The sequence below is a fragment of the Halobacillus mangrovi genome (genome assembly GCF_002097535.1).
Lineage (GTDB): Bacteria > Bacillota > Bacilli > Bacillales > Halobacillaceae > Halobacillus > Halobacillus mangrovi_A.
In genome coordinates this window covers 1146918-1173540 of sequence record NZ_CP020772.1, presented here as the reverse complement: position 1 = coordinate 1173540, position 26623 = coordinate 1146918, and the positions used below count along the sequence as shown (strand labels likewise).

27 protein-coding genes and 1 pseudogene are annotated in these 26623 nt (G+C 41.2%); 7 read left to right on the top strand and 21 right to left on the bottom strand.

Features of this window, described 5'->3' with window-relative positions; genetic code table 11:
* Nucleotides 1-9 precede the first annotated feature (9 nt).
* From HM131_RS05700 to gloA2, 5 genes and pseudogenes are all read right to left on the bottom strand, one after another.
* Complete coding sequence (locus tag HM131_RS05700; protein WP_085028810.1) at nt 10-1170, bottom strand: Gfo/Idh/MocA family protein; 1161 nt, start codon at nt 1168-1170, stop codon at nt 10-12.
* Between the two features lie 28 nt (nt 1171-1198).
* On the bottom strand, nt 1199-2050 hold the full coding sequence (locus HM131_RS05695) for a sugar phosphate isomerase/epimerase family protein (RefSeq protein WP_085028808.1): 852 nt from the start codon (nt 2048-2050) through the stop codon (nt 1199-1201).
* Between the two features lie 250 nt (nt 2051-2300).
* On the bottom strand, nt 2301-2951 hold the full coding sequence (locus tag HM131_RS05690) for a carboxylesterase family protein (RefSeq protein WP_085028807.1): 651 nt from the start codon (nt 2949-2951) through the stop codon (nt 2301-2303).
* A gap of 88 nt (nt 2952-3039) precedes the next feature.
* Nucleotides 3040-3891, bottom strand: coding sequence for an AraC family transcriptional regulator (locus HM131_RS05685; RefSeq protein ID WP_085028805.1), 852 nt, complete (start codon nt 3889-3891; stop codon nt 3040-3042).
* Nucleotides 3892-3973: 82 nt separating this feature from the next.
* Nucleotides 3974-4360 (bottom strand): annotated as a pseudogene (gene gloA2 / locus HM131_RS05680) (SMU1112c/YaeR family gloxylase I-like metalloprotein).
* 146 nt (nt 4361-4506) lie between these two features.
* Here gloA2 and HM131_RS05675 point away from each other — a divergent pair.
* Nucleotides 4507-4959, top strand: coding sequence for a hypothetical protein (locus HM131_RS05675; protein WP_085028803.1), 453 nt, complete (start codon nt 4507-4509; stop codon nt 4957-4959).
* Between the two features lie 213 nt (nt 4960-5172).
* Here the strand turns inward: HM131_RS05675 and HM131_RS05670 are convergent, their stop codons facing one another.
* From HM131_RS05670 to HM131_RS05660, 3 genes are read right to left on the bottom strand one after another with little or no spacing between them, the layout of a single operon-like run.
* Nucleotides 5173-5928, bottom strand: coding sequence for a gamma-glutamyl-gamma-aminobutyrate hydrolase family protein (locus tag HM131_RS05670; RefSeq protein ID WP_198162728.1), 756 nt, complete (start codon nt 5926-5928; stop codon nt 5173-5175).
* Nucleotides 5929-5946: 18 nt separating this feature from the next.
* Nucleotides 5947-6255: a hypothetical protein gene (locus HM131_RS05665; protein WP_085028799.1), complete on the bottom strand. Its 309-nt coding sequence runs from the start codon at nt 6253-6255 to the stop codon at nt 5947-5949.
* Between the two features lie 16 nt (nt 6256-6271).
* Nucleotides 6272-7642, bottom strand: coding sequence for a TRAP transporter large permease subunit (locus tag HM131_RS05660; RefSeq protein ID WP_085028797.1), 1371 nt, complete (start codon nt 7640-7642; stop codon nt 6272-6274).
* A gap of 240 nt (nt 7643-7882) precedes the next feature.
* On the opposite strand from HM131_RS05660, the gene HM131_RS05655 reads away from it, so the two are divergent.
* The 4 genes from HM131_RS05655 (at nt 7883) to HM131_RS05640 (ending at nt 10879) form a co-directional block, all read left to right on the top strand.
* Nucleotides 7883-8632 carry a GntR family transcriptional regulator gene (locus HM131_RS05655; protein ID WP_085028795.1) on the top strand — a complete coding sequence of 250 codons (750 nt, stop codon included), beginning with the start codon at nt 7883-7885 and terminating at the stop codon, nt 8630-8632.
* Nucleotides 8633-8715: 83 nt separating this feature from the next.
* The gene (locus tag HM131_RS05650; RefSeq protein ID WP_232324882.1) at nt 8716-10131 is read left to right on the top strand and encodes an acyclic terpene utilization AtuA family protein; all 1416 of its coding nucleotides are present in this window, start codon (nt 8716-8718) and stop codon (nt 10129-10131) included.
* A gap of 16 nt (nt 10132-10147) precedes the next feature.
* Nucleotides 10148-10474, top strand: coding sequence for a DUF4387 domain-containing protein (locus tag HM131_RS05645; RefSeq protein ID WP_085028791.1), 327 nt, complete (start codon nt 10148-10150; stop codon nt 10472-10474).
* 75 nt (nt 10475-10549) lie between these two features.
* Nucleotides 10550-10879 (top strand): DUF3870 domain-containing protein, encoded by a 330-nt coding sequence (locus HM131_RS05640; protein ID WP_085028790.1) that lies wholly within the window; start codon nt 10550-10552, stop codon nt 10877-10879.
* 29 nt (nt 10880-10908) lie between these two features.
* Here the strand turns inward: HM131_RS05640 and HM131_RS05635 are convergent, their stop codons facing one another.
* The 4 genes from HM131_RS05635 to HM131_RS05620 all read right to left on the bottom strand — a co-directional run bounded on the left by HM131_RS05635 (nt 10909) and on the right by HM131_RS05620 (nt 15181).
* On the bottom strand, nt 10909-11883 hold the full coding sequence (locus HM131_RS05635) for a phosphotriesterase family protein (protein WP_085028788.1): 975 nt from the start codon (nt 11881-11883) through the stop codon (nt 10909-10911).
* 13 nt (nt 11884-11896) lie between these two features.
* On the bottom strand, nt 11897-13528 hold the full coding sequence (locus tag HM131_RS05630) for a long-chain-fatty-acid--CoA ligase (RefSeq protein WP_085028786.1): 1632 nt from the start codon (nt 13526-13528) through the stop codon (nt 11897-11899).
* Nucleotides 13529-13548: 20 nt separating this feature from the next.
* Nucleotides 13549-14301, bottom strand: a complete 753-nt coding sequence (locus HM131_RS05625) for an SDR family NAD(P)-dependent oxidoreductase (RefSeq protein WP_085028784.1) — start codon at nt 14299-14301, stop codon at nt 13549-13551.
* A gap of 193 nt (nt 14302-14494) precedes the next feature.
* Nucleotides 14495-15181, bottom strand: a complete 687-nt coding sequence (locus HM131_RS05620) for a hypothetical protein (protein WP_085028782.1) — start codon at nt 15179-15181, stop codon at nt 14495-14497.
* Nucleotides 15182-15391: 210 nt separating this feature from the next.
* Here HM131_RS05620 and HM131_RS05615 point away from each other — a divergent pair, with 210 nt between their 5' ends.
* Nucleotides 15392-16318: a prenyltransferase gene (locus HM131_RS05615; RefSeq protein WP_085028780.1), complete on the top strand. Its 927-nt coding sequence runs from the start codon at nt 15392-15394 to the stop codon at nt 16316-16318.
* A gap of 359 nt (nt 16319-16677) precedes the next feature.
* Here HM131_RS05615 and HM131_RS05610 read toward each other — a convergent pair whose 3' ends face one another.
* Both HM131_RS05610 and HM131_RS05605 read right to left on the bottom strand, forming a co-directional pair.
* Complete coding sequence (locus HM131_RS05610) at nt 16678-18171, bottom strand: flavin monoamine oxidase family protein (RefSeq protein WP_085028778.1); 1494 nt, start codon at nt 18169-18171, stop codon at nt 16678-16680.
* 628 nt (nt 18172-18799) lie between these two features.
* Nucleotides 18800-19204 carry an RDD family protein gene (locus HM131_RS05605; protein WP_085028776.1) on the bottom strand — a complete coding sequence of 135 codons (405 nt, stop codon included), beginning with the start codon at nt 19202-19204 and terminating at the stop codon, nt 18800-18802.
* Nucleotides 19205-19565: 361 nt separating this feature from the next.
* Between HM131_RS05605 and HM131_RS05600 the strand changes: the two genes are divergently transcribed.
* Entirely contained in the window at nt 19566-20069 is a 504-nt protein-coding gene (locus HM131_RS05600) for a hypothetical protein (RefSeq protein ID WP_085028774.1), read from the top strand.
* A 56-nt stretch (nt 20070-20125) separates the two neighbouring features.
* Here HM131_RS05600 and HM131_RS05595 read toward each other — a convergent pair whose 3' ends face one another.
* From HM131_RS05595 to HM131_RS05570, 7 genes are all read right to left on the bottom strand, one after another.
* Nucleotides 20126-20653 (bottom strand): PepSY domain-containing protein, encoded by a 528-nt coding sequence (locus HM131_RS05595; RefSeq protein WP_085028772.1) that lies wholly within the window; start codon nt 20651-20653, stop codon nt 20126-20128.
* 90 nt (nt 20654-20743) lie between these two features.
* Complete coding sequence (locus HM131_RS05590) at nt 20744-21250, bottom strand: PepSY domain-containing protein (protein ID WP_085028770.1); 507 nt, start codon at nt 21248-21250, stop codon at nt 20744-20746.
* Between the two features lie 44 nt (nt 21251-21294).
* Nucleotides 21295-22647, bottom strand: coding sequence for a sensor histidine kinase (locus HM131_RS05585; RefSeq protein ID WP_085028768.1), 1353 nt, complete (start codon nt 22645-22647; stop codon nt 21295-21297).
* Nucleotides 22644-23336, bottom strand: a complete 693-nt coding sequence (locus HM131_RS05580; protein WP_085028766.1) for a response regulator transcription factor — start codon at nt 23334-23336, stop codon at nt 22644-22646. The genes HM131_RS05585 and HM131_RS05580 overlap by 4 nt, the downstream gene beginning before the upstream one ends.
* A 167-nt stretch (nt 23337-23503) precedes the next feature.
* Nucleotides 23504-23665 carry a hypothetical protein gene (locus HM131_RS20580; protein ID WP_157130767.1) on the bottom strand — a complete coding sequence of 54 codons (162 nt, stop codon included), beginning with the start codon at nt 23663-23665 and terminating at the stop codon, nt 23504-23506.
* A 355-nt stretch (nt 23666-24020) separates the two neighbouring features.
* Nucleotides 24021-25646 (bottom strand): glycoside hydrolase family 13 protein, encoded by a 1626-nt coding sequence (locus HM131_RS05575; protein WP_085028764.1) that lies wholly within the window; start codon nt 25644-25646, stop codon nt 24021-24023.
* 21 nt (nt 25647-25667) lie between these two features.
* Nucleotides 25668-26615: an ROK family protein gene (locus HM131_RS05570; RefSeq protein WP_085028762.1), complete on the bottom strand. Its 948-nt coding sequence runs from the start codon at nt 26613-26615 to the stop codon at nt 25668-25670.
* Between the last annotated feature and the right edge of the window lie 8 nt (nt 26616-26623).

The following is a 26623-nucleotide window of genomic DNA, read 5'->3' as shown; positions in this document are numbered from 1 at the left end:
CCTTTTTGTTTAATGAGTGCCCTCTACATTTAATACAATGTGATGATTATGTTTAACCATCGTTGAATTTTTAATTTTTTCTTGTAAATGGTGATAGTAAAGGTCTTCATCAATAGGGAAAGTCACCCAATCATCTTCCCACGTCGATAACTGCATGGCATTAGAAAGAGTCAGTCCAAGAATGCCTTCTTCTCCAGGTGCAAGAAGCGGTGTTCCTTTGCGGATCGCATCAACAAAATTTTGCGTGATTCCTTTATGTCCCGTTTCAACTCCTTCCACTGGAAGCTCACACTTCCATGTTTCCGGACTGCCAAATCCACCCTTATAGTCTTTATTAAATTCCGGTTCTGGGACGCGCAGCCTCCAGAAGGTCAGTTTGTTATCTTCAACCACTATTTTTCCGCGATCCCCAGAGATCTCTAATCGATTTGTCCCTGGTGCTTCTCCTGTTGAAGTAATGAAGACACCTGTCGCACCGTTCTCATATTCAGTAAAAGCGGTGACGTCATCTTCCACTTCTATATTGCGATGCTTACCAAAATAACAAAACGCCCTCATGCGAGTCGGCATCATTCCCGTCATCCATTGCCACAAATCCAATTGGTGGGGGCATTGGTTAATCAAGACTCCACCGCCTTCTCCAGCCCATGTCGCACGCCACCCCCCAGAATCGTAGTAGCTTTGCGCCCGGTACCAGCTTGTGATCAGCCAGTTGATCCGCCTTATCTCTCCCAATTCGTTGGTTTGAATCAGGTCACGCACCTTTTGATAAACAGGATTCGTTCGCTGGTTATACATTACGGAAAAAGTAAGATTGCTGGATTTCGCAGCTTCATTCATTTCCCGGACTTGTTTCGTATAAACGCCCACAGGTTTCTCACACAACACATGCAGACGATGCTTAAAAGCCTTAATAGCTAAGGAAGCATGATCATAATGTGGCGTGGCGATCAGCACAGCGTCAACGGAGCCCGATTTTAAAAAAGCATCTTCATCCGCAAACACCTTGATATCATCCCCAAGGTTTTCTTGTAAATCTTCGAGTCTTTCTTTTCTAACTTCCAAAACAGCGGTTAGTTTCGCTCCCTCAATTTCCTCGTTAAGTAAGGACTTGGCGTGAATGGTCCCCATATTTCCCATACCAATAATTCCGATCCGTACTTGATTCATATTTATCCACTCCTTTTACCGTAATCGATCATTCATATACTTCTTCCAACAAGCCCTTCACGTACGCGATATCCTTTATTAAAGCTTCTTTTGTTGGATACGTTTGACTAAAGTCTTCCATTCCGATAAAACCGTCGTAACCAACAGCTTTCAAATCCTTTAACACCCGCTTCCAATCAACGGTCCCATCAGAAAAAGAAGTCCAAACGACCTCCCAACTCTGCCTGGATTCGTTATGTTTCCATGCCGCATTTTTAGCATGGACGTGCGCCAAATAAGGACCTAATAGTTCCAGTCCCATCCGGTAGTTTTCATACCCTTCATGCACCATGTTTCCTGGATCATACAAGACTCCAATATAATGAGGGTCAAAAGATTTTACTAGTCGATAAGCTAAGCTTGCGCTTGGAGCAATCGTGTCATGGTGGGTTTCTACAAGCCCCTTCACACCATAGTGCTTACACAGCTGCTCGCACTCGCTTAAATAACGCACAGCTTTTTCGTAGAGATCCGTGTAATGGACAGAACGATCATACCGGGGGACACCAAGCCTGATCATGGAAGCACCTAATTTCCTTGCCATTCGTAAAACTCGTTCGGTTTCATCTAAATCACCGCAAGTTAAATAGGGAGTGACAGAGAGCGTTTCAATTCCCTCCCTAGTCGTCCATGTACGAATATCCTCAAGCTGCTCGTCCACACTGTAAGGGGAAAGAGTTGCTAAATTGTTTCCCCAAAAGCTTGGGGGATCCTGCTGCACGTTATCTGGTGGCACCTGACAACGCCATTCCACCCCGTCATAGCCGAATTCTTTTAAAGCTGAAACCAGTGCTTTAGGTTTTAAATCTGGAGTCATCACCGTAAAAACCGAAAATTTCATTTGTATCCTCCTCTCTTTGATTCCTACCTTTTAACATAAATAAAAAAAGATGCCTCGGCTTTTCTCCCATTAACCGATGCACCTTTTGATTTAACTCTCATTGGCCTATATTATATTTTTCGTTGTTTAATTAAGGGGAAAGGTTTTTTCAAGAAACGATTCACTTACCTGCAAACGAGTGGTTTCCCATCCATCCCCGCCTCTCACTTAAAGAATAAAGCCTATCTCTTACAATAAAACCAAGGAAATACTATTTCGAATACTGAAGGAGCCACTCATATAACTTTGGATTGCGGTATGTCTCGGTCCATGAGTCATGCCCCACACCCTCATAAACCGTAAAGTGAATGTCTCCGCCATGTCTTTTTATGGCCTCCACCATCTCTACAGACCTTTCTATAGGAACGATATCATCTTGATCCCCATGGAAAACCCACGCAGGGATATCCTTAATCGCTTCAGCCTTTTCTACTTCTCCACCACCACACACAGGCGCAATAGCCGCAAAAGTCTCAGGTGATCGTGCAGAAAGATGCCACGTTCCAAATCCTCCCATACTCAACCCGGTTAAATAAATCCTGGACTGATCTACGTTATAGTTGGCTTGAATTTCAGATAACAGACTTTCCAAAGGTTCTAATTCCTTTGTCCAGTAGGAATCCGCTGAGCATTGGGGAGAAGCGATAATGAAAGGAAACTCTCCTCCTTCTTCAATTTCTTTCGGGAGTCCTTGCCTTTTTACACGTTCTAAATCTGTTCCGCTTTCTCCTCTTCCATGTAAGAAAAGAATCAAAGGCCACTGTTTATCCGTGTTTTGATCATAATCCTCTGGCAGGTGTAACAGATATTCTAAAGTTCTTTCATTTTCGTTTCGCTGTTTTACCTTGCACTTCTTCTGCATAGTAAACTCCTCCAAAAAGTTTAGTAGTTTTATAGGTCATGTAAAAAGTGATGACCCCAAATCCATTGAATAGTCATACACTTCTAACTTAAGAATAGATACTCTTTTTGTACTGTTCAGGACTTACCCCCGTCAGCTTCTTGAACACTCGGCTAAAATGAGCCGGGTGTTTGAAGCCCACATTAAAACTTACATCTGTCACTCGACTGGAAGGCCCCAATAGAAAAACGATTTTCGCTTGATTAATTCTTCGATGATAAACATAGTGAAAAACCGTAAAACCTGTGACCTTCTTAAAGATCTTTGATAAGTAATATTTGCTGAAATGCAGTTCTTGTTCAAGTCTTTCTAAGCTAAGGTCCTCCATGTAATGGGATTCAATAAAAGAAATGACCTGCTGAACATGGTCTGCCTGATCAGACGTATCTTCTGCTTTATGCTGATTTTCCATAGCTTCTTTTGTAAACGCATACAAAATAGTAAGCAATTCTACAAATGCAAGCTGGAAACGGTACGTGGAAATTTCGGTTTTCTCATTATTGAATTCATCCATCCGCTTTAGAGCAGCTTCAAATTCTTCCTTCTGTTCAGCGTTCAAATGAAGACGGCAGGAATTCAGAACCATAAACGGTTGAAGTAAGCATTCCATGCTCATTCCCGACAGCATTTTCTTAAAAAATTCAGGATCAAAGTGAATCGTCGAACGGACATACTCTTCCTTGTTTAACACTCGTGGGCGATGTAGAGTCAATCCATTCATCAGAATGACATCTCCAGGAGAAAGCGTATAAATTTTATCTCCAATTAAATATGTACAGCTGCCCTTGTGAAAATAGTAGACTTCATATTCAAAGTGAGAATGGAAAGCATTCGCTGTCTTTGATTCATCATAATAGTTTAAATCAAAACGGCTTTTATCCTTTAAGATGGATGTTGGCATAAAAACCTCCTTAGTAGCGACCTAAGTACTTACTATCCTATTCTTTAAATATCCCCTTAATCCTGCCATCTCTTTATGATAATCAACTCTCGTATAATTCTAAAGGCAGCTCATCGGGGTCTTGAAAGAACGTAAACTTCTTACCAGTAATCTCGTCCACTCTTACTGGCTCCACTTCGATTCCTTTCCTTTCAAGATCTCTTTTACTACCCTCTACATCATCCACTTCAAATGCCAGATGCCTTAACCCTCGTGCTTCGGGATAGCTTGGTCGCTCAGGCCTGTCTGGAAAAGAAAACAGCTCGATCTAATACTCATTTCCGATTGCTAGATCTAACTTATAAGAGTCCCTTTCTTCTCTATAAGTCTCTTCTACGACTTTAAACCCTAGAGTCTCAACATAGAATTGTTTGGACTTGTCATAATCAGAACAAATAATCGCTATATGATGAATTTTATTTATCTTCATGTTTACGACCTCCCTATCTCTTGATCCCTTCATTCTACTATATCTTTCTATGGATGAGGAAGACAACACTCGACAATTTCCATTTTATTTCCACGTATATTTTCTAGGAATTTGTAGGCAAGATGTATGAAAAGGAGGTGAGATAAATGTTACTGATCATTGTTCTAGGATTTGTAATTCCGTGGTTAACAGCTGGGTATGTGTATAAAAGAACACCAAAACTCTTTTTTACAGTAGCCCCCTTCGCTGCACTCATTGCACTAATTTTGAACCAGCTCGGGATCCAAATCGGTCTTTGGAGCATCTCCCCTTCATCAAATATTGTGCTAGTTGATACGATCTTTCTCGATTTAGGCATCTTTACGATATCGGCTGTATGGTTTACGTATTTCCTCTATTACAAAAAGAAAAGCCTTTTATGGGTTTATCCACTATTTGTCCTTGGTATGACAGGAGTAGAATATATTGCTACTTTAATTCACACTTTGTCCTATCATGAAAAGTGGAACTTCTTTTACACGTTTTTGATGTACCTCGGTGGATTTATTATCATTCATCTTATTATTCGTAAGCTTGACGAACTTGAAGTCTACCCTTGATATCCTCTTATTTTGCGGTACCAGGTACGCAGTAATCACTTCACTGTGTCTGGTACCCCTTCGCTTCATTTTAGATGCCAGGTACCGGAATCTATCATTTCGGTACCTGCCACAAAACTAATACCAGAAAGCAAAAAGCGCTTGATTAATCTCAAGCGCTTTTTGTGCCAAAATGTTCAGTTTTTGAGTTAAAAATCATCGATCTCCCAAGAATTAATAGACCTTCTCTTTCTTCAACTTAGTTTGACTATATTGTTTGGCAGCACGTTTCAAATCATTAAATAGTGAAGACCATCGGGGATCTCTTTTATATAATTGCTCAGGATGGAATTGTAATCCAAATACCCAAGACTTGTTCTCACTCTCAATTGCCTCAATCACTCTATCCTTACTCGACCAACCAACTTCCCTTAAACCATTACCAAGTGAAAAAATTTTTTGACGATGCCTTGAATTTACATCTATATAATCTGATCCAAGGATTTCCGATAACTTGCTTTCCTTTTTCAACTCAATGGAATGTGTAAGAATGTCTGATTCTATGCCAAGAACTTCTTGGTGATGGTGATCAGAGCAGAGGTTTTCCAGTGTACCCCCGTGTACTTCATTTAGCATCTGCATCCCACGGCAAACACCCAGGATAGGTAAACCAGCGTTTAAAGCCTGTTGAAGCAAAACGAATTCAAATGAATAGCGAGTGTCTCCCGTCCCGCTTAAGTCAGGGGATGAAGGTAGAGGTTTATCAAGATTGAGATAACCTCCTCCCGTCACTAACAAACCATCCAATTTTGATAAATATGATTCAATTTCACTCGTATCATCTAACACTGGAAGTAAAATTGGATGCATCCCATGTACTTCTATCGCTTTAATGTAATCGCTTTCAATATACATTAGAGGATGTTGTGGGTATAAATCGTCACTCTTACCGTCATCTACATGTACAGTAATTCCAATCCAAGGTTTCAATAGGAACACTCCTAGCAATTACATTACTTTTTTCATTTCTGCATCGATTTCCTTTTGTGCAACGCTGCTTTTGGATTCAGAACCAAGCGTCAAGCTGTGCTGCTTTGTCATATACGTGTAGACCAAGCCTATTAACATGGCTATCGCGGCAAATCGGATGCCCCAACTCATGAGTGTACCAGCTATCACAGCAATGCTCTCACCAGTACCCCCGCCAATTATAAAAGAAATTCCAAACATGGTTGCTGTTAATACGCCTAGTGCCATAGTCAAAAAAGCTATCCAGCCGTACAAATTTTCAAACAGTTTTATTACAGCTTTCTTCAAATGAACACCTCCGAAATTATAGTCCAAAAATCGGTAAGAATCCTGTCAATAGAATAATGGTTAGGAGTACATGGAGCAATATCCACAATACAGCCAGCTTAGAAGTTTCTTTAAAACCTGACCCAGCTATTCCCATCGCTACAAATAACCCTAATGCAAGAGGAGGCGTCATTCCCTCTAGTGCGCCTGTCATAGCAGGAAGCATCAAGGCAAATAATACAGGATCTCCACCTAACGCTCCAAATGCTGCAATCATAGCGCCGCCTAATATAGCTATTTGAGCAGAACCAGGAAGAACCATTCCAAGTATCATAAAGAAAAACGGAAGCACGACAATCATAATAGGCACACTCATATTCATCGATACAAACCAATTACGGACAACCTCTTCCATTTGCATTCCAGCGAATACTTTAGAGGTAGCGTAGGCCATGTAGATTGTAACACCGATTGGCACCACTTGAGATAATGACTTTTTAAATACACTAACCAATCGATCTATGTAAGATCGTGATGAAGAAAAGAAAGATTTTCTGCCAATTCCAATGGCGTAAGCACCAGCAATGCCAGGAGTAAACATTAAAACAGAAGAAGAGAAGGATTCTGCTCCATCAGCTCCAATTCTTGAAACGATGGCTCCAGTAAATTGAGCATCTGCTAATAAAGGTACAAAAATTAACGCTGGTAAAATCAGTGCCGGCCAGCCTATACGAAGGCTGCTTTTGAATGGCGGTAAATCCTTTTTCACAATTGGGCTTACTTTGTAATACTTACAGAGACCCCAAAGAGTTAACCACCTTTGAACAAAAAACCAAAAGCCAATCCCATATGCAGCAACAATCCATTGGCTTAGCGTGATACTACCTGGATTTACTTCATTCAAAATTCCAAATGTTAGTAGGACAATGCCTGAGGGAGGTATGATATTCCCTAACATGCTTGATGACATTTCAGTAGTTGCAGCTAATCTTGAAGGGTAACCTGCTTTTTTCATGGTTGGTATAGTAAAGACACCGGTTGCCGCAACATTACCTGGCCCTGTACCAGAAAGAGAAGCCATAAAAGTACTACCTAAAAGAGATACATAGCCAGCGCCACCTCGAAACCTTCCCACGACAGCCAACATCAAATTAATTATTCGTTGAACGACTTTCGTTGCATCAAACAATACGGCAACAACCATAAAAGCAAATATTGCATAGAACAAACTACTAGTTGAGGGGTAAAGCAAAGAAGACCACATTAAATCGAATTGACCTGAAACCAAAATGATAAAAAAGAAAGAAGCTGTCATTACTTCATACATCGGTCGCTTTAAAAAAACAAACAAAACTGCGACAAAAGCAATCAAGGCTACCAAATAAAGCATTGGCATGGGGATTCCCATTCATACACCTCCACAGTTATAATTAAGATTAAGTGCACCTATTACAAAATCAACAAACTAAACAACGAAAACTGGTTATAACATGTTCTAATCCGAGTATATCAAAATTTTTAGAATAATCAATAATTTTTTTAAAAATCGTGAAACCTCCTATTTCACAAACCCGTATCATTTCCCCATACCACCCAAATATTGTTATAATCAGTACATACAACTCACAGAAAAGTTGGTGAATAATTAGTGAATCTAAAACGTGAACAAGCAACTCCTCTTTACGTTCAATTAAAAAAGTTAATAGAACAAAAAATTGTTAGTGGAGATTGGAAGCCAGAAGAGCAAATTCCTTCGGAAAGAGAGCTCGGGAAAGATTATGAAGTCAGCAGAATAACTGTTCGCCAAGCAATTAATTTGGCAGTTCATGAAGGATTATTGTATCGAACTCATGGAAAAGGTACCTTCGTAACAAGTCAGACTACGATAAAACAAGAGTTAAGCAAAGTAGATACGTTCCAGTCATCTTTATCACAACATGGTCTTGTTGCTTCTACAGATATCATAAAAACGGATAAGACCGTAACAGATCTTCAGTTATCTACATTACTGAACGATGAAATAACCGATCCCCTATGTAACCTTCAACTAGTAGGGTACGGTGATGAAACCCCAGTTGTTTTCTATGATAGTTTTTTCCCTTTGGATATTGGAACACAGCTTATAGAAGCTGGTAAAAAGGAAGTTGAGGAAGGAAACCCTTTTACCACCTTAGATTTATATAAGAAGATCAATGATATTACTCCTACAAAGAGCCGGCAAACCTTTGAGTCTATTCTCTCAGATGAGCGAATTACAAAGGTCCTTAAACTAGAGGAAATCACCCCTATCTTTAAAGTAACTTCGATTATTTATGCGTCGGAAAGGCCAATAGAGTATAGAACCTCCTATTATAAAGGAGATAAGTATAAGTTTTTTATAACAAGATCAATGAATTGAACGATAAGCACGGAGTTTAGTTTGAATTTTTAGAATTGACAAACAAATTACCGTGCTTTATAATCGACTCAACTGGTTATAACATGTTATATTCAACGAAATCTGAAAGGGGAATTATTATGAAAGAACAACTTCGCATTGTCTGCCCTAATGGTCACCTAGGATTTGCTCCAACAAAAGAAGAAAGCTTTAAAATAGCTGCAGCAACTAAACCGGACTATTACTGTTGTGATTCTGGCAGTGATGATATAGGTGCGACCGCACTTGGTGCCGATCGGTCTGTCAGTATGAGAAAATGGCAAAAGCATGATTTAGAATTAATGCTTCTTGCTGCCCGAGAGCAAAATGTACCAATGTTAGTTGGTTCAGCCGGTGATTCTGGTTCTAATAGTCGAGTGGACCTTTACATAGAACTGATCAAAGAGATTGCTGCCGAACATAATCTTCCGCCTTTTAAAATTGGTTACTTCTATTCAGAAGTTGATAAAGAAGAATTAAAAAATAGGATGGATCATAATGTCGTGGTTGAAGGATTGGATGAGCGTCCAGCACTCACCAAGGAAGATGTAGATAAGACAGAACGCATTGTCGGGGTAGCAGGAGTACATCCATATATAAAAGCGTTGGACATGGGAGCTGATGTAGTTATTGGGGGACGGTCTAGTGACTGTGCCATTTTTGCAGCCCCAGCTATTCGAGAAGGCTTCCCAGAAGCTCAATCTTACTATCTAGGAAAAGTACTGGAATGTGCTTCTTTCTGCGCAGAACCTTATGGTGCAAAAGAAAGCGTAGTAGGTACTGTAACCAAAGACGATGTAAAAGTAACCGCGATGCATCCAAACCAACGCTGCACCATTGCTTCTGTAGCTGGACACGCGATGTATGAGCGTGCAAATCCTAATTACGAATATGTTGCCGGCGGGATGCTGGATATGACCAATTGCGAATACGAGCAATATGATGAGAAAACAACCCGAGTTACTGGTATGAAATTTGTACCCGTCGAAGGAAAAGTAAAAGTAAAATTAGAAGGTTCAGGCAAAAATGGAGAGAAATATATAGGTATTGCTGGTGTGCGCGATCCTTATACCATTAAGAACATTGACAAAGTAATAGAGATGGCGGAGCAGCAAGTGGAGGAAGAGTTTAAAGGCAGTGATTACAAAATTAGTTTCCGTGTATTCGGAAAAAACGGGGTAATGGGCGATCTTGAACCAGTAAAAGAAATCAAATCACATGAGCTTTGTATTATTGTTGAGGGAATTGCTGAAACACATGAAGAAGCTGAAGCTTTGACCCTTTATGGAACCCGCCAAATATTTTATGCCCGCCTACCCGAAGTAAAAGGTACAGCAGGTACAGCAGCCTTTATAGTAGATGATGTTCTGCCAGCTACAGCTTCCTATTCCTGGACAATGAATCATACAATCCCAGTGGATAACCCCCTAGATTTGTTTGACGTTAGAACTTCGAACATAGGTGAACTAGTAAAGTCATAATTTGGAGGGATAGAATATGAAAACAGTTGCTTTAAGTGAAGTAGCAAAGACAATCCGAAGTAAGAATGCAGGAACAGATAAAATTACATTTGATATCATCTTTAAGGAACAGGGAACTTATGAACAGATAAAAAGCAGCAAAACGATTAATCGTAAAAAACTTGCAAATTTGTACAACATTGAGGAAGAGCAAATTACAGACTTTGTAGAGTATGATCCAGCTAATGCCATTAAATTCACCATTCGTCGTTTCGCTCCAAGTGGGGATCCTGGAGAAGGTGATATCTTCGGTTCACAGCAATATCCTCCTCTTCTTGATATTCAAGTCCCATATAACCATTAGAAAATAGGGTGACTGTTTTTAACAGCCACCCTTCCTTTAATAGTAAAAACAATGCGATAGTTTGGAGGAACCATTATGAACACATTATTTGTAGCTGGTCACTCAAGGCTGCCGACCGGAATTGCAGCTAATCATATTTCTGATTCTTTAACCCTCACCCTTGAAGTTGACAGAAAATATGGAGTAATCGTAGATGTATCCTGTACATTGGCAACAGATCATGGCAAAGATTATATTAAAAGTGTTCTTAAGGGCCATAGTTTAAAAGAGGGATACGAAGAACCTTTAAATCAGTTAAAAGATAGTTATCTTGGGAAAGCCGGAAATGCGATTGCAGCTGCTTTGAAAGATTCATACAAACAATACCGGTCTCACAAGAATTCGGGATTAAAGAAACACGCTTGAAAGGTTCAAGCGTGTTTCTTGGTACAATACTAAGAAAACAAAACCCCAGCATTCCGCTCCAGCATCTGCGATACCTGTTCTTCTGTCATCCCTCTTTCCTTCAACTGCGGAAGAATGCGCTTAAACAGACGATCAGGCGACCAATTTTGCATCAATGGCTGAATCGGTTCAGGAATGACAGGATCTCTCCCCCACCAAACATTAACCGTATCATGAGAAAGGAACAGCTGTTTTTCATACCCTTGCCCTAACAGTCCCATAAGAACTGTCATTCTGGCCTCGTCCATCGGCGCACCAACCATCCCCTGGATTCCAAAGCGGTCCATGGCGATATAGACGCCTTGGTTCAAGGTCTCTAAGTGCTGGGTGATATCGGTCGTCCCACACATGTGTCCGATGACGATTTTAGATGGATCTGCTCCTTGACCGATGAGAAAAGTGGCTTGTTCCGGTCCCATCGTCCCTTCCTGAGTGTGCGTAAGTAAGACGATGCCTGTTTCTTTTTGAGCTTTTACCGCCGCCCGGAAAAACATCTGCTCATACTCGGTAATTTCTCCTTTACTAGAAGCAAGCTTGATAATGCCAGGCTTGATACCGGTACCTTCGATCCCATTTGTGATTTCTTCCATAAACAGTTCATAGATTTCCTCTTCAGCTGTTCCGAGCTGTTGACGGAACTTGAAGTACGGGGTAGCTCCTTCGCCTTCATAGTAATAACCTGTGGCGCAAATAATGTTCAGGCCCGTATCCTCAGATACCGCTTTTAATAGATTCACATCTCTTCCGCATTCATTTGGCGTTGGATCGACAACTGTATCCACGCCCTGCTCCTGAATCAGTCGAGCCACTTCTATCCCTTGCCGCTTCTTTTCGTCGAAATCTGAAGTGCCAAGTGTCATGTCTCCTTGAAACCCTGGATAGCCGAAATAAAAGTGCTCGTGGATCAAAGTTTTCCCAAGTTCATTGGCATCTACAGGACCGAGTACCGTTTCTACCATCCCCATACACGTTCACTCCTTATTGTTCGCTTCTCGCAGACTCGAATTCTTGATTCTTCTGATCCCGAATTTTCCTTCTCAATATTTTTCCGACACTAGATTTAGGAAGCTCGGACTCAAACTCTACGATATGAGGGACTTTATAAGCGGCCATATTCTCACGGCAGTAAGAAATCAACTCTTCTTCTGTTGCTGTCTTTCCATCCTTCAATACGATCACGGCACAAACCGTTTCTCCCCGGTACTCATCAGGTACACCAACGACTACCGCTTCCTGAACGGCATCATGTTCATAAATGACTTCCTCAACATCCCTCGGATAAATGTTGAACCCACCAGCAATGATCAGGTCCTTTTTCCGATCAATAATATAGAGGTATCCCTCATCGTCGACGCGCCCGATGTCTCCGGTATAAAGCCATCCATCGCGGATCGTCCCTCCAGTTTCCTCAGGCATATTCCAATAGCCTTTCATCACCTGCGGTCCGCGTAGCACCACTTCTCCAGCTTCCCCAATCGGAAGCTCTTCGGTGCCTGTCGCGACATCGACAATCTTATAATCTGTGGAGGGCACACCGATTCCGACACTGCCTGGTTTTCTTTCTGCAAAAAGCGGCGTGCAATGAGTAACGGGGGAACTTTCGGATAACCCATACCCTTCATACACTTTTGCTCCTGTTTTCGCTTCAAAACTCCGCATCAACTCCTGCGGCATCGGCGCACTTCCGCTGTTACACACACGGATGCTGTCAATTCCGTATTCCTCTGCTTTTGGGTGACTGTTGATGGCAACATACATCGTCGGTACACCTGGGAAAAAGGTCGGTTGCTCGCGTTTGATTGTTTCAAGCACCTCCTCTAATTCAAAACGAGGCAGCATAATGTTTTTCGAACCTGAGTAAATGGAAAGATTCATACATGAAGTCATGCCAAACACATGGAAAAGAGGAATGACCGTCAAATATCGCTCGTTCCCCATTTCGATTTCATCTTTAAAGTATTCATTCGTCTGCACTACATTTGCGACAACATTTCGGTGCGTCAGCATGGCTCCTTTCGAACGGCCTGTGGTTCCACCGGTGTATTGAAGCACAGCAAGATCCTCACTAGGATTAATATCTACTGGGCTAGGAGGTCCCTCGGCCTGTTTCAAAAACTCAGGAAACTCAATCTCATCGCTAGCCCCTTCAAAATTCCCGTTGAACATAACCACAATGACATTCTTAATAGATGTTTGGTCTTTCACTTTTTCAAGAACAGGTAATAGAGGTCCATAAATGACAATGGTTTCTGCTCCAGAATCGGTTAAGATATGAGCAAGTTCGCACTCGACAAGCATCGGATTCACTTGAGTAACCACAGCCCCTGCCTTTAATGTCCCATAGTAACTCGTGACATAATGGGGACAGTTCGGAAGCATAATGGCTACGCGATCGCCTTTTTCCACGCCTTCTTTTTGCAGTGAGGAAGCAAAAGCTTGGACTTGTCCGTTCAATTCTTCATAGCTGATTTCATGTCCAGAAAACGATACCGCTGGATTCTTCGGGAACCGGTCCACCGACTGCTGTAAAACGTCTGTCAGCGCGATATCCGGAATGTCCACTTCAACTTGAATATGATCTGGATAATGCTTTCTCCATACTCGTTCCATGTATGTTTTCCTCCTTATAATTAAAACGTCAATCCTCCACCATCGACCATTAGGGTTTCACCGGTAATAAATGAAGCCTGATCGGAAGCTAAAAACAAGACCGCTTCCGCCACTTCTTCGGGCTGACCTAACCGCCCAAGCGCATTCGCTTTAGAAATAATATTCCACTTTCGCTCATCTTCACGCCAGGGCTTCACGATCGGCGTATCAATCACACCGGGACCGACCGCATTAACGCGAATGCCATAACGGCCGTACTCAAGCGCAGCATTTTTTGTTAACGTAACAAGTCCGCCTTTTGACGCGTTGTAGGGTCCTGATCGTTTCTTTCCTTTAAAGCCAAGTACACTGGAGGTATTGATGATGGCTCCCTTGCCCTGCTTCATCATGACCGGAGCCGCATGCTTGATGCCAAAAAACACACCCTTCATATTGATATCCACTACGGTATCCCATTCTTCTTCGGAAAGTTCATGGAGCTTCTTCTCCTCGCCCCCGACACCTGCATTGTTGAATAGCACATCGATGGAACCCAGTGTTTTCTCTGTAAAAGAAACGGCTTCCTGGACACTTACTTCCCTAGTTACATCCAGTTCAAAAAACTCAGCTCTTCCCCCTTGTTCTTTGATTTCTGCAACCACATTTTCTCCTTGATCCGTATTTCGATCACTAATGATAACGGCTGCTCCTTCTTCTGCCATTCGGAGTGCCGTCGCGCGCCCGATTCCGCCCGCTGCCCCTGTAATGAGGACGTTTTTCCCCTCTAATCTCAATCTGTTCCCTCCCTTTTCACAATTGTTAACGCTTTCATATACTAACTGGTTGGTATGTAGTGTTGAAAAAAATTTACAAATGCTGCCTATTGTCACTATATATCAATATTTTAGAAAATTCAAACATTAACTCGAGTGCATTTTTCCATAAAAAAAGACAGTTCCTTTCTAGGATACTGTCTCAGTCTCTTATTTACTGCATCATTTCCATCTGCTCAAACGCTTCAGGGTAATGGATCGTATCAAATACTTCTCCAGTATCCGCATTCACGACCTCAATCGTTACATTATAATCATCTGGATTGGCCCCATCGAACACTTGGAAGAACATTCCCGTCATCCCAACACCCATGGTCGCAAACCCGTCAAAGCTGTTCTCGTAAGCTTCCTGGTCAACCTTCATTGTAATTTTTGAGAAAGATGAATTGGCTTCGATATCCTTAATAGAAGGAAAATCACCGCTGGTTTTAATGTCTTCGATTGAACGTTTCATCTGCTTTTCCATTTCTTGCATCATTTCTTTATGCTGCTTTTTAGACATCTTATAAGTAATCGTTCCGTCTCCATTATCGACGACTTCCTTTACACCTGCAGCTTCAGCCTCGGCTTTCACTTGCTCGAAATCGGTTTGCTGCATTTCAAGGAATGATTTTGGAAGAGTGACTTTAACGTTCGTTAAATTCTTATCGACACTGATGGATGAGTCTTTGTCTTCGTCAGCATTCGTTGATTCACCTGACTGGCTGTCTTCATTCGCTTTAGATTCTTCTTTTTGCTCAGTAGTTTCCGCACCTTCAGCTTCTGATTCCGAACTTGAATCATTTCCGCAAGCTCCTAAAACAAACAGAAACGCCACCAAGACAAACAACAGTTTTTTCATTGTTTTTGCCCCCCACCTGATTTTAAAAGACGCCCTCCTCATACTTATGTTCCTTTAGATAATTTATTAATATCGTACCACACCTTTTTAACTAGAAGAAGGTGAATCTATCCTAGTATCATCACACCAAACAACTAGACTTTTACCATATTTAATAGGGTATAGACTTATAGAAAGACCATTTACTTACAGAAAGGAGCTGTTCTTTTAATGTTTAGTCATGCTCTATCAACGATTAAGGGTGGGTGGCAGCTACTGAGGTTTATAGCCGTGGTCTCGTCAAGTGTCGCAACCATTGTATCCACCATCCTTCCTCTTTACTTATATTCCGATGTTTCCTTCACTCAGTTGTCGTACATATTTTTCCTTTTACTTTCTGGTGCCCTCCTCATCCATGGTGTACTTACTCACATTTTGAATGATTACATAGACGACAAATCTGGAACAGATACCCATAGCCCAGCTATTTTGTCTGGAGGCAGCCGTGTTATTCAGACGGGTACTATTTCTTCTGAAACGATGTGGAAATTAGGAAAAGGGTTGATCTTAATTTTGAGCCTAGTGGTCATTGGACTACTCATAGCTCAATCTTTCAAGCTAGCAATCTTACTTTCTCTTGGGTTGTGGGGAGCGATTTCCTATTCCTTGCCTCCCTTATTACTAAGTTATCGTCCTTTTCTAGGAGAATGGCTATCCACTTTTCCGTCCGTGTTATTTCTTGGACTTGCAGGGGCCTGGCTGGCATTGGACACCCTACCTCAATGGGCCTGGCAAAATGCGATTATCAATGCACTTATATGTATTGCCTGGGTAATGGTTCATCATATTCCCGATATGGAAGCGGATCGGCAGGCAACACCTAAGAAACTAACATGCGTGGTGTGGGCAGCCGATACGTTTGGAAAGGCATATTGTCGTCTTCCAGCTCTCTTATATTTTGGTCTGACAGGGTTGTGCGTAACCTGGCTAGGAATAGACCGAATAGTTGCTGCAGGTGGAGTTTTTGCTACTGTAATTATCTCAATGGCCCTCATTCTGAAAATGGATGTGGATGATCATGAGCAAGTTTCTAATTATGAAAAATTGATTTTGATGTTAGCTATGGGGACAGCTGTATGGTTAGGACTATTTATATGAAGCAAGCTCTTAAATACTGAGCATTAATTCCAAATAAAAATCACCCAGTGGTGGATTGGTTCCTTATGATTAGGTAAGGAATAGATGTTTAGATCCATTGGATTCTCCACCCATTTGGTATGGTTATGTCTAAGTAAGGTATGAAAACCATAGAAACTCCACATAATTTTATGTCCGTTTTTTAAAAGTACATCATATTTGAAAAGGATATGATATAGATGAAGTAATAAAGTAGGACGAGCAGGAAAAGAGAATGAAACCAAGGATATCAGTACTAACTTTAGGAGTAGAAGATTTAGAAGAGTCATTGGAATGTTATAAAAATGAGGTAGTGAAGGAGACCGATAGCACTCCCCCCTTTAATTTCTTTCATTTATTTCAAAAGCTGCGCGTATCCCTGACTCAATGGCCCCTTCCATCCACCCATGAAAAGAACTCGTATGCTCTCCTGCAAAATGCAACCTGCCTTCAGGTTGACGGATGACGTCGGTAAATTTTGCACCCTGACCGGGAAGGAAGAGAGTAAAAGCACCTGCAGAAAATTGATTTAAACTCCAATTATATGAAAATGCCTGCATGTATTCTTTATATACAATTCTCCCATACATTCTGGCTAAATCATCAAGCAATTCACGAACCATTTCATCATGAGGTAAACTAGCCCAGAGGATTGCATCTTGTCCCCAGCTATAACTGCCCAATAAAACTGCAGGACCACTGGAGCCTATTCCATGGCTTGGGATATAAGAAAATCTCGAAGGCAAATCTGTTATGGCATTCCCTACTCCTGCCTTCTCCCAGAAGCGATGTTTAAATTCTATGCCAATTTTAACAGCAGGAAGGTTGATAAGCTCTCGGATAATCTGCCATTTATCAAAAGAAATTGAATGATAAGGAAAAACATCGATAAATTGAAATACAGGAAAAGGAACAGTAACGATTGCATAATCTCCCTCATAATGATGCCTTCTGTTCGTTTTAGGATCGATTGCTTGGATTCTCACCCCATTTTCCATTTGATAAATTTTATCCACTTTTCGATTCAAACAAGTATTGTGCTGCAACTCCTTCATAAAAGCCAGGGGTAGTTGATCATTCCCTCCGTCTATTTCAAAAAACTTCACTTTCTTACTAAAAATAGGAAAAATAATGTCAGTCAAAATGTCCACAAATGAAAACTCCGGAAACCCTTCAAGTCCCAACATGACTCCTATACTCCTTATGGCGTAAGGGGACAACGGCCTTCCAATTGGATTATATTGAAGAAACTCTCCCATGGAATATTCGGAGTATTGTGCTTTAAGCCTTTCCTGTTCGTCAGGCGTACTAGTTGAATATAAATCTAGAAATGGTTGTGTAGCCTTTAGAAAGAGTTCAGTAGCCGTTTTTCCTTTTTCATTTTCATTTACGGGAAATCTTAAAATATCAGGGGTTTCCTCATATACTTTTCTTGTAGTTAGAACATTATTTGCATAAATTAAATCAACAGGAGAGGAATTAATAAAAGAATTCAAAGGTAGCTTAAACCGTCTGATATATTCAAACACCAATTCATGATTATCTGGGATTCTCATGGCCCCTACATCTAAATAATTCCCAGAAGTAAACGGGTGCCTGACTGTATAAACCCTTCCTCCAATCCGATCATTCCCCTCTAATATGGTCACTTGATGACCGGCTTGTTTAAGCAAAGAGGCAGCAACAAGCCCAGCCATCCCGCCTCCAATAATGACTACCTTTTTAGGATAAAGTTTTTTTTCTAAGCCATTTTTTATAATGCTAAGCATGTCAGCAGGGTAACTTAATTTGGCGTATCCAAACTGTCTCAAAACACTCCCCCCTTTATCTCTCATCTATATGTTCAAACGAGGGAGAACAGTATTATAATAAGGGATAATACTAAGCGGCTGATCTCCAACCTGGACATTCAATACCCACAGCTTCCTATGCATCTTTTCACCCTTTATTTTTCTAGAAAAGGCACCTGGATTTCAAACGTCTATCCAATCATGATAGCTACATTTCTCCCCATGCCATACCTAGAAAAATCAAGATTCAAACAAGATTATTACGGCCTTTATAATAATGACGAAGATAGAAAAAGACTACCTTATCACAAGGTAGCCCCTTCACTCGCTTAAGCCGCTTTATCCTTTGACTCATACAACTTCTCAGCCAATTCCTTCTTAAAACCAAACAGGTAAGTTAAAACAAAACCACCAGCATATGAAATCTACAAGGAACCAGGGGAGTCCGCACTCAGACCCGCAAATGGCTGAGTCAGCACAACCGTTATCAAGGAACCTACTAAAATTGTTACAAGAGGAGTTAGCAAAGGAGCCAGACTGTCTGGCAAGCGGTTTCTGAAGAAATATTCAAATTTAACGAAAATTCAGCCTTTAAAATGACACCTACAAGGGCACCAACTCCAGTACTGACTATCCAATCTAAATATCCCCTCCATTTAAGAAGGAAGATTATCTAGTTCTCATTCTTAACATAGGTTCCCGCTATGAAATCATGGATGGACCTTTTATCCTCACGTGTCATAACCATAATTCCACTTACAATAAACCCAATACCAAGTGAAAAAAAGTAAACAATCCCTCCGACAATTACCCGCATGAACATAGTAGAAACGGTCACATTTTCCCCCGTTATTTTAACAATACGAATATTACAGATCCGTTTTCCAATCACATAACCTTTCCATAATACCGGAACAAAAAGTAAATAGCAGTAACTTAATAAATTGGTGAAGTTGAATTCCTCCATGTAAAATTCCCCGTAAAAAAATAAGGTTATGGTGCCAAGTAAGAGTCCCACGATGATTGAATCAATAATACTTGCCATCAGTCGTATCCAAAATCCTGCCGGTCGCTCCATGTAATCTTCCTTTCATCCGCTTATTACGGAGTCGTTAAAAACACCGGTTGCATCGACTCACTCCTCCATATTATTCACCTTCGTTAACTTAGGTTGCATTTTTTTATTATTTCAACCGGTTCCCTTTTCCTCAGATGGAACTCAGATGAACTTAGGAAACAAAAAACGACTGCCCCAAAAGGCAATCGTTTTATCGCCACTGAGTAAGGGGAGTCTCAGAGAACTCAAAGAATACGGAGTTCTTTCTATCTAGTTATAAATCATACGACCTACTATGATCTTTAGTGCAAATAGCCTCGTTTGAATTAGCATATTTTGGGAACACTTTCCCTGACTTCGATTTAAAAAAGGAGGCGTTTCTATGAAAAAGTATTATCTGTTTAGTATCATCCTGGCTGTTGGCTTACTATTAGGAGCTTGCGGATCATCCGAAAGTCAAGACAACTCAGATTCTACAGAGCAGACGAATGAACAGGACAGTGAAGCCACTAGTGGAAATGCGGATAGTTCTGAAGGATCTTCTGAGGAAACTAGCAGCAGTGATGAAGGACAGGAGACCGAACTGGCATCCGGCATTGATACGGTCATTGCCTCTGTTGAAGATTTGAATTCCAGCTTAGAAGACTCCGCTGATGTAACTACATTAAATGAAAAAGGGAAAACCCTTGAAGAAGACTGGGACAGTATCGAAAAGAAAGTCGAAGAACAATTCCCAGATCAATATGAGAAAATAGAGAAAAGCCTCTACCCACTCATTGATGAAGCTAAAAAAGATGAACCTGATGTAGAAAAAATGAAGGAATTGGTGAAGCCTACGTTAGACAGCCTGAATGAATTGAAGCAGAGTGTTGGCTCTGAGGGCTAAATGAGTGTGAGTTTCATCAAAAAAAGACTGCCCACTGAGGCAGTCTTTCTCTCTGGTTAATCATCATCCTGATCTTGCTTCGATGCCATAACCTCTCCTGTCTGACCATTGATCTTCACTTCATACTCGGTCTTTCCATCCTTCATCTCTACTTCATAGTGACCATCTTCAAGCTCTACTTCGACGACTTCACCTTTTCCTTCTTTCTTAGCCATTTCTTCAGCTTTTTCTTTAGAAACCTTTAAATCGGCATGGCTTTCATTGTCTTCTGAATCATCGTCATCATCGCGTTCGGACTTTACGATTTCACCAGAATTTGCATCAATCTCAATATCAGCTTCTTTCCCGTCTTCCGTTGTTCCTTCCACTTCATAAATGAGACGGTCGCCTGCTTTGTCCTTTTCTACTTTATCAATGGTAAGTCCCTGTATTTCCTCTTTCGCCGACTGTTCTGCATCTTCCTGAGAAAGTTTGGCGTCCTGTCCGTTCCAGTCGTCACCATTGTTTGTCATTGCGTTGACACCAAAAGCTCCCCCTAAAACAATCGCTCCCGTAATACCGCCTATGATCAATTTTTTCTTCATTGTATATCCTCCTTAGGTTTGATTCTATCTATAGACTACACAGACAAGATGAGAATCAAAGGAGAGAAAAATGAGAATTTGATGAGAAAATTAATCATCCCAGCTAACGGACATGACTTCTCCGGTAATCGCATTGACCTGAACGGTCGCTTCGTTTCCATCTTCGCGTTCGATTTCTACTAAGAAGTAAGCACCGTCATCCGAAGACTCATAATCGATATCGTCCACATTGCCGGACACCCGTTCCAAAGCGACTTCTCTTGCTTGTTCTTCTGTTATCGGATCGGCCGGCGGTTCTGATTCCTCAGAAGGCTCGTCTTGAGGACCCGTCCCTTCCACACGTTCCATACGAACGATGCGGCCGTCTTCCTCGGAGACCTCTAAACGATATTCCCCTGTTTCAAGCGTCATCGTCACCATGTAGCTGTCATCCCCAGGTTCGATACTCGTAATCTTTCCTTTGTATTGCTCTTCAACTTTTTGACGCACTTCATCCGCCGAAACACTGTCTTCTCCCATCCACAACTTGGATCCCTGCCATCCTAATAAAAGGAGGACGAGGCCACTCGCTATAGCAATCATCATTTTGTATTTCATTGTTCGTCACCTCTCCCTCCAGTTTACAAAAGGATTATGAGAATTTACTGAGAAAGCGGCAAAAGAATCGTTGCGGATGTTCCGTGTCCGATTTCACTGTCCAACTGAATCTCTGCGCCAAGGACATGTGCCAGTTCTTTGGCTAAAGAGAGTCCGAGTCCAAAACCTCCTGATGCCCGGGATCTGGCTTCATCCACCTGGTAAAAACGGTCGAACACTTTTTCCAAATGGCCTTTCGAAATGCCGATCCCATGGTCGGTAATGACAATCCTTGCCTTATTCCCGACTCGATCCATTCGTACGTCAACGGACGAATCACTATACTTACGCGCATTATCCATAAAGATATAAAGCAGCTGCTTCAGCTTATGTTCATCGGTTTTTACTGTTAACCCATTGGTTACTTCAAATACGACTTCACGCTCGTAGGCTTTCTCAAAAGCATTGATCGTAGACTGAAGAATTTCGGATAAAGCATGATCCTCCCACTCCATATTCCAGTGCTCGTCCTGCTTCGCTAAAAGCAGTAGCTGCTGGGTCAACTTACGCATCCGTTCCGCTTCAGACTGGATCGCTTCAACGGACTCCTTAAAAAGAGCCTCGTCGTTCTTGCCGCGGCGCTTCAATAAACTTGAGTAAGATTCAATGACTGTGAGCGGCGTTTTCAGCTCATGGGAAGCGTTCGATACAAACTGTTCCTGCCGTTCATAATTGGCCTCCAATTGATCGATCATCTGGTTGAAGGTTTCCGTCATTTGATAGAGCTCATCCTTCGATTGCTTTGGCGTCTCTATTCGTTGAAACTGGCCGCTTCCCCGGATATGATCCATCGTCTGAATTAGCGAGGTAATCGGCTTTGTAATCAAGTTGCTCAATACGCGCGCAGAAATAAACAACGGAATGATAGCAAGAAGGGTGACAACGAGTAAGACAATCCTCAATAACTCCAGGTTCTCTGCTTCTGCCTCCATAGACTCGGTCATCTGCAAAGACGCCACTTCTCCATCCGTCCACACAATCGGAAGCGCCACAAATGCATAAGGCGAGTCATCAATAGAACGGACATCTGTAATTTCCTGCTGATAAAACTGGGTATCCTGTTCAATCAGATCCTGCTCATTACCTGCCGTGACAGTCGCGTCTGACTCGTTATTTTCCAGTACAATCTGAAGCATTCCGCCAGGAGGCACGTAAGCCCGAAGCAAGTCCTGAGTTGCCGCCGCACTCTGATTTTCACTGACACCTGCCAGTACCTGTTCTGCCTCTTGCTTCGCTTGCCCGAGCTCGGTATTGAACATAATATTTTTGAAGGAAAAATAAATCGTAACGTTGATCAAGATCAATAGAATCACAAACAACACCGTCGTAAACACATGAATCTTATTCGTCAGCTTCATCGCGGATCCTTCAATACATAACCGACGCCTCTGACCGTATGAAGAAGCTGCGGTTCGAAGCCTTTGTCCATTTTATTTCGTAAATATCGCACATACACATCCACAATGTTGGTGTCACCGTAATAGTCATAGCCCCAGACGTGATCGAGCAGCTGTTCACGGTTTAAGACCTGGCGTTGATTTTGCATAAAATAAGCAAGCAAGGAAAACTCCTTGGCCGTAAGCTTGATCGGCTCATCTCCTCTAAAAACTTCATGTGTCCCCTCGTTCACAGTTAGGTCAGCTAAACTTATTGTTTCCTGATCGTCTTCTATTGGAGCGGTTTTAGTCCGTAAAGCTGCGCGGATCCTCGCCAATAATTCCTCAATTTGAAACGGCTTCGTTACATAATCATTTGCGCCAAGATCGAGCCCCTCCACTTTATCTTCAAGTCCATCCTTTGCTGTCAACATGATCACCGGAGTTTGATCTCCGCCCGAACGAATTCTTCTTAATAGATCGACCCCGCTCATCTCAGGAAGCATGACATCCAATAAAATCAGATCCCACTTGTGTTCGCGAAATTGCTGCATTCCTACTAAGCCGTCATGAGCTTTGACGACACTGTAGCCTTCATATTCAAGTTCGAGTTCTAGAACTCTAGCGATTTTTTCTTCGTCTTCTACCACTAAGATTGATGGCTTGCTCATCGTCATCCCTCATTCGTTCGTATGGTTTATCGATAGTTTAGCACAGCTGTGGAAGATTTTTCATACTTCTTTTTTCGAGGAATTATTAAATTAAAAAAAAGCCAAATTCTCTTAGACCGTAGAAGAGAATTTGGCATGATATTTCTATTTAAACTAAGTAAAATACCTTAACCTAAGTTCGTTGTTTCTTTTTTACTTTCATCTAACTCTTTTTCCAACAATGAAACCTTTTTACGTTCTTCTTCCAACTGCTCTTTCAGCTGCTTGTTTTCCATTACGAGCTCATCTCTCTGATCCATTAAAGCATTTAAGTCTTCTCTCGACTTCATAGATTTTCCCCTACTTTCTTGTAAGAATTGATTTTGCCGGATACTAATCATGGATGTCAAAAATTCATCAGGTGATTTTCGTAAGGAGGCGAGTTGTGGAACCTCTATTAAAGATTATGTCGAAAAGTGTTGATTTTTGCAAATATTTCGATTTTACACTTGAAAATTTCGCTTAGTTAAATAAATTGCAGTATATTGTGAATGAGGTTAGTGGAGGTTTTATGCCCTTAATTTTCACACTGAAAAAGCATGTGAGTATCTGGCACCACCATCAGAACGAATGCGAATTGCACCGAAGTGGTGATAAACTAAAAAAAGATGACGAGTTAAACACCCGTCATCTTTTTACTATTTATTATGTCCATAAGTAAACACGTACCTCATGAGGATTTAATTTCGAGTAAGATAAATCATTCTCATTGGCATAATTATGAAGAAGAAACTCAGCACTAGAAGTATCCACTGAGTAATCAAATACGTTTTCCTCATCACTCATATTAGCTACAACCAGTAGCTTCTCATTCTCATATTCTCTAAAATAACTATAAATGGCTGGATGATCCTCTAAAATTGGCTGGTAGTCTCCATAGGTTAAAACCTTATATTTCTTTCTGAATGAAATTAGGTCTTGATAATAATAAAAGATGGAGTTTTTATCATCTAATGCCTGTTGCACGTTAATATCAGAATAATTTGGGTTCAGTTTAATCCAAGGATTTCCGGTGGTAAAACCTGCATTCTCACGATCATTCCATTGCATTGGCGTTCTGGAATTGTCACGGCTTAATAATTTCAATTCTTCTAATACTTCAGCCTCGTCCCGACCTTTTTCTACCTCTTCGTTATATTTATTAAGCATAGCAATATCCTGATAATCCTCTATGGTTGGAAAATCAACACCTGTCATGCCTATTTCTTCCCCCTGGAACACGTAAGGTATGCCAGGAAGAGTATGAATGAGTGTCCCTAGTAGTTTCGCAGATTCTTCTCGATATTCATTGTCATTTCCGAAGCGAGTCACCAGTCTGGTGTGATCGTGGTTGTTTAGAAACTGAGAATTTGTCCCGCGTCCAAACATCCCCTCATACCATCGTTTTTGGATCTCTTTAAATCGGGGTAAATCCATTTGGACCATGTCATCACACACTTCAAAATGGAAAAGTGTATTTAGTTCCTGGCGGTCTTCTCCGACATACAACAGACCGTCTTCAGGAGTAACAAAAGGAATCTCTCCAACAGTAAATACATCATAATGTTGTAACACTTCTTTATACATTTCTTTTAGGTAGTTATGAATTCCAGGATTATTTCCTAAATAGTTGATCGTTTCGGGCTCTTCGACATCTGGATAGCCTTCAAGCTTAGCTAATAGATTTATAACATCCATGCGAAAACCATCGATCCCTTTATCGAGCCAGAATCTCATCATGTTATAAATTTCTTCCCTTACTTCTGGATTCTCCCAATTAAGATCTGGTTGTTCGATGGCAAATGAGTGAAAATAATATTGTTGGGTCTTCTCATCATACTCCCAGGTAGAAGGAGTAAAATAGCTCCGCCAATTATTCGGTGCGGACCCATCTTCTTTAGGGTCCTTCCATATGTACCAATCACGTTTAGGATTGTCTATGGATGAACGGGATTCTTTAAACCATGGATGCTGGTCACTCGTATGATTCACAACTAAATCCATAATAAGCTTCATGTCTCTTCTATGAATTTCTTCTAGTAAACGTTCAAAAGTTTCCATATCTCCCGCTTTATCCATAACGGCGTAATAATTCGATATGTCATAACCATTATCCTTATCTGGTGATTCAAAAAATGGGTTCACCCAAATAACATCAACGCCTAAGGACTTTATATAATCAAGCTTTTCGATAACACCTTGTAAATCTCCAATTCCATTCCCGGTTGTGTCGTTAAAGCTGCGCCAATAGACTTGGTAAACGACAGCTTCCTTCCACCATTTTTGTTCCATAAGTCCACTCCTTTTAGTCCATTAAATTGTATTCACGCTTAATTTATCTAAAGCATCTTTATCCTGCAGCAGTAAAGCAGCCGCTCCTATTGTTCCAGAATGTTGGTCCAATCCAGAAGTCACAATTTCTGTCTCTCTACCGGAAGGACTTAGTGCGTGAGTTCGGACATAGGATCGAACAGCTTGAAATAATGGATCACCAACCTTAGAAACGCCTCCACCTATAACTACTTTCTCTGGATCAAAAGCATTAACAATGGTGGTACATCCTGCTCCAATCACTGAAAAAATAGTATTAATACAATCTTGAACCCTAGGATCCTTATTTCTATAGAGTGTAAATACCTCTTCAGCTGTTACAGACCGCCCAAGAATCTCTGAACCTTGTCTTGCAATTGCTGTTCCTGAAGCAATCCACTCAAAGCATCCATCTTGACCGCATGTACACGTACCATAGCTAGGATCCATCATGATATGACCAATGTCTCCGGCATTTCCGCTCTTACCGGAAATTAGTCTGCCATCTGCGTAAATACCTGCCCCTATTCCTGTGCTAATCGTCAAATACACAAAGTGCTCGTTGTTCTGCGAAGCACCAATCCATTTTTCTGCCAGCGTAGCAGCATTGCAGTCATTCTCTAGCAGGACAGGAATTTGATAGATTTCCACCAACATACGAACAATCTCTACATTATGCCAGTTCGGAAGATTTGGAGGACAGGTGATGACCCCTTGTTTTGAGTCAAGGGGTCCTGGAGCCCCAATCCCAATTCCTAGCACTTGTTCAAAAGAGACTCCAGAGTTTTTCACCAATTGATTGATTTGGTCGGACATACGATCAATCATCTCTTTAGGTGATATGGATAAATCAGTAGCTATTTTTGTCTGGTGATAAAGTTTTCCGTCTTCACCTACAATTCCAAGCGCCACTTTTGTACCACCAATATCTATTCCGACTATATAATTCATTTGAATTC

Excerpts from the sequence above, each read along its gene's own strand:
- HM131_RS05700 (WP_085028810.1), bottom strand. The coding sequence starts at position 1,170 with ATGAATCAAGTACGGATCGGAATTATTGGTATGGGAAATATGGGGACC.
- HM131_RS05695 (WP_085028808.1), bottom strand. The coding sequence starts at position 2,050 with ATGAAATTTTCGGTTTTTACGGTGATGACTCCAGATTTAAAACCTAAA.
- HM131_RS05690 (WP_085028807.1), bottom strand. The coding sequence starts at position 2,951 with ATGCAGAAGAAGTGCAAGGTAAAACAGCGAAACGAAAATGAAAGAACT.
- HM131_RS05685 (WP_085028805.1), bottom strand. The coding sequence starts at position 3,891 with ATGCCAACATCCATCTTAAAGGATAAAAGCCGTTTTGATTTAAACTAT.
- HM131_RS05675 (WP_085028803.1), top strand. The coding sequence starts at position 4,507 with ATGTTACTGATCATTGTTCTAGGATTTGTAATTCCGTGGTTAACAGCT.
- HM131_RS05660 (WP_085028797.1), bottom strand. The coding sequence starts at position 7,642 with ATGGGAATCCCCATGCCAATGCTTTATTTGGTAGCCTTGATTGCTTTT.
- HM131_RS05650 (WP_232324882.1), top strand. The coding sequence starts at position 8,716 with ATGTTATATTCAACGAAATCTGAAAGGGGAATTATTATGAAAGAACAA.
- HM131_RS05645 (WP_085028791.1), top strand. The coding sequence starts at position 10,148 with ATGAAAACAGTTGCTTTAAGTGAAGTAGCAAAGACAATCCGAAGTAAG.
- HM131_RS05640 (WP_085028790.1), top strand. The coding sequence starts at position 10,550 with ATGAACACATTATTTGTAGCTGGTCACTCAAGGCTGCCGACCGGAATT.
- HM131_RS05635 (WP_085028788.1), bottom strand. The coding sequence starts at position 11,883 with ATGGGGATGGTAGAAACGGTACTCGGTCCTGTAGATGCCAATGAACTT.
- HM131_RS05630 (WP_085028786.1), bottom strand. The coding sequence starts at position 13,528 with ATGGAACGAGTATGGAGAAAGCATTATCCAGATCATATTCAAGTTGAA.
- HM131_RS05620 (WP_085028782.1), bottom strand. The coding sequence starts at position 15,181 with ATGAAAAAACTGTTGTTTGTCTTGGTGGCGTTTCTGTTTGTTTTAGGA.
- HM131_RS05615 (WP_085028780.1), top strand. The coding sequence starts at position 15,392 with ATGTTTAGTCATGCTCTATCAACGATTAAGGGTGGGTGGCAGCTACTG.
- HM131_RS05610 (WP_085028778.1), bottom strand. The coding sequence starts at position 18,171 with ATGAGAGATAAAGGGGGGAGTGTTTTGAGACAGTTTGGATACGCCAAA.
- HM131_RS05605 (WP_085028776.1), bottom strand. The coding sequence starts at position 19,204 with ATGGAGCGACCGGCAGGATTTTGGATACGACTGATGGCAAGTATTATT.
- HM131_RS05600 (WP_085028774.1), top strand. The coding sequence starts at position 19,566 with ATGAAAAAGTATTATCTGTTTAGTATCATCCTGGCTGTTGGCTTACTA.
- HM131_RS05595 (WP_085028772.1), bottom strand. The coding sequence starts at position 20,653 with ATGAAGAAAAAATTGATCATAGGCGGTATTACGGGAGCGATTGTTTTA.
- HM131_RS05590 (WP_085028770.1), bottom strand. The coding sequence starts at position 21,250 with ATGAAATACAAAATGATGATTGCTATAGCGAGTGGCCTCGTCCTCCTT.
- HM131_RS05585 (WP_085028768.1), bottom strand. The coding sequence starts at position 22,647 with ATGAAGCTGACGAATAAGATTCATGTGTTTACGACGGTGTTGTTTGTG.
- HM131_RS05580 (WP_085028766.1), bottom strand. The coding sequence starts at position 23,336 with ATGAGCAAGCCATCAATCTTAGTGGTAGAAGACGAAGAAAAAATCGCT.
- HM131_RS20580 (WP_157130767.1), bottom strand. The coding sequence starts at position 23,665 with ATGAAGTCGAGAGAAGACTTAAATGCTTTAATGGATCAGAGAGATGAG.
- HM131_RS05575 (WP_085028764.1), bottom strand. The coding sequence starts at position 25,646 with ATGGAACAAAAATGGTGGAAGGAAGCTGTCGTTTACCAAGTCTATTGG.
- HM131_RS05570 (WP_085028762.1), bottom strand. The coding sequence starts at position 26,615 with ATGAATTATATAGTCGGAATAGATATTGGTGGTACAAAAGTGGCGCTT.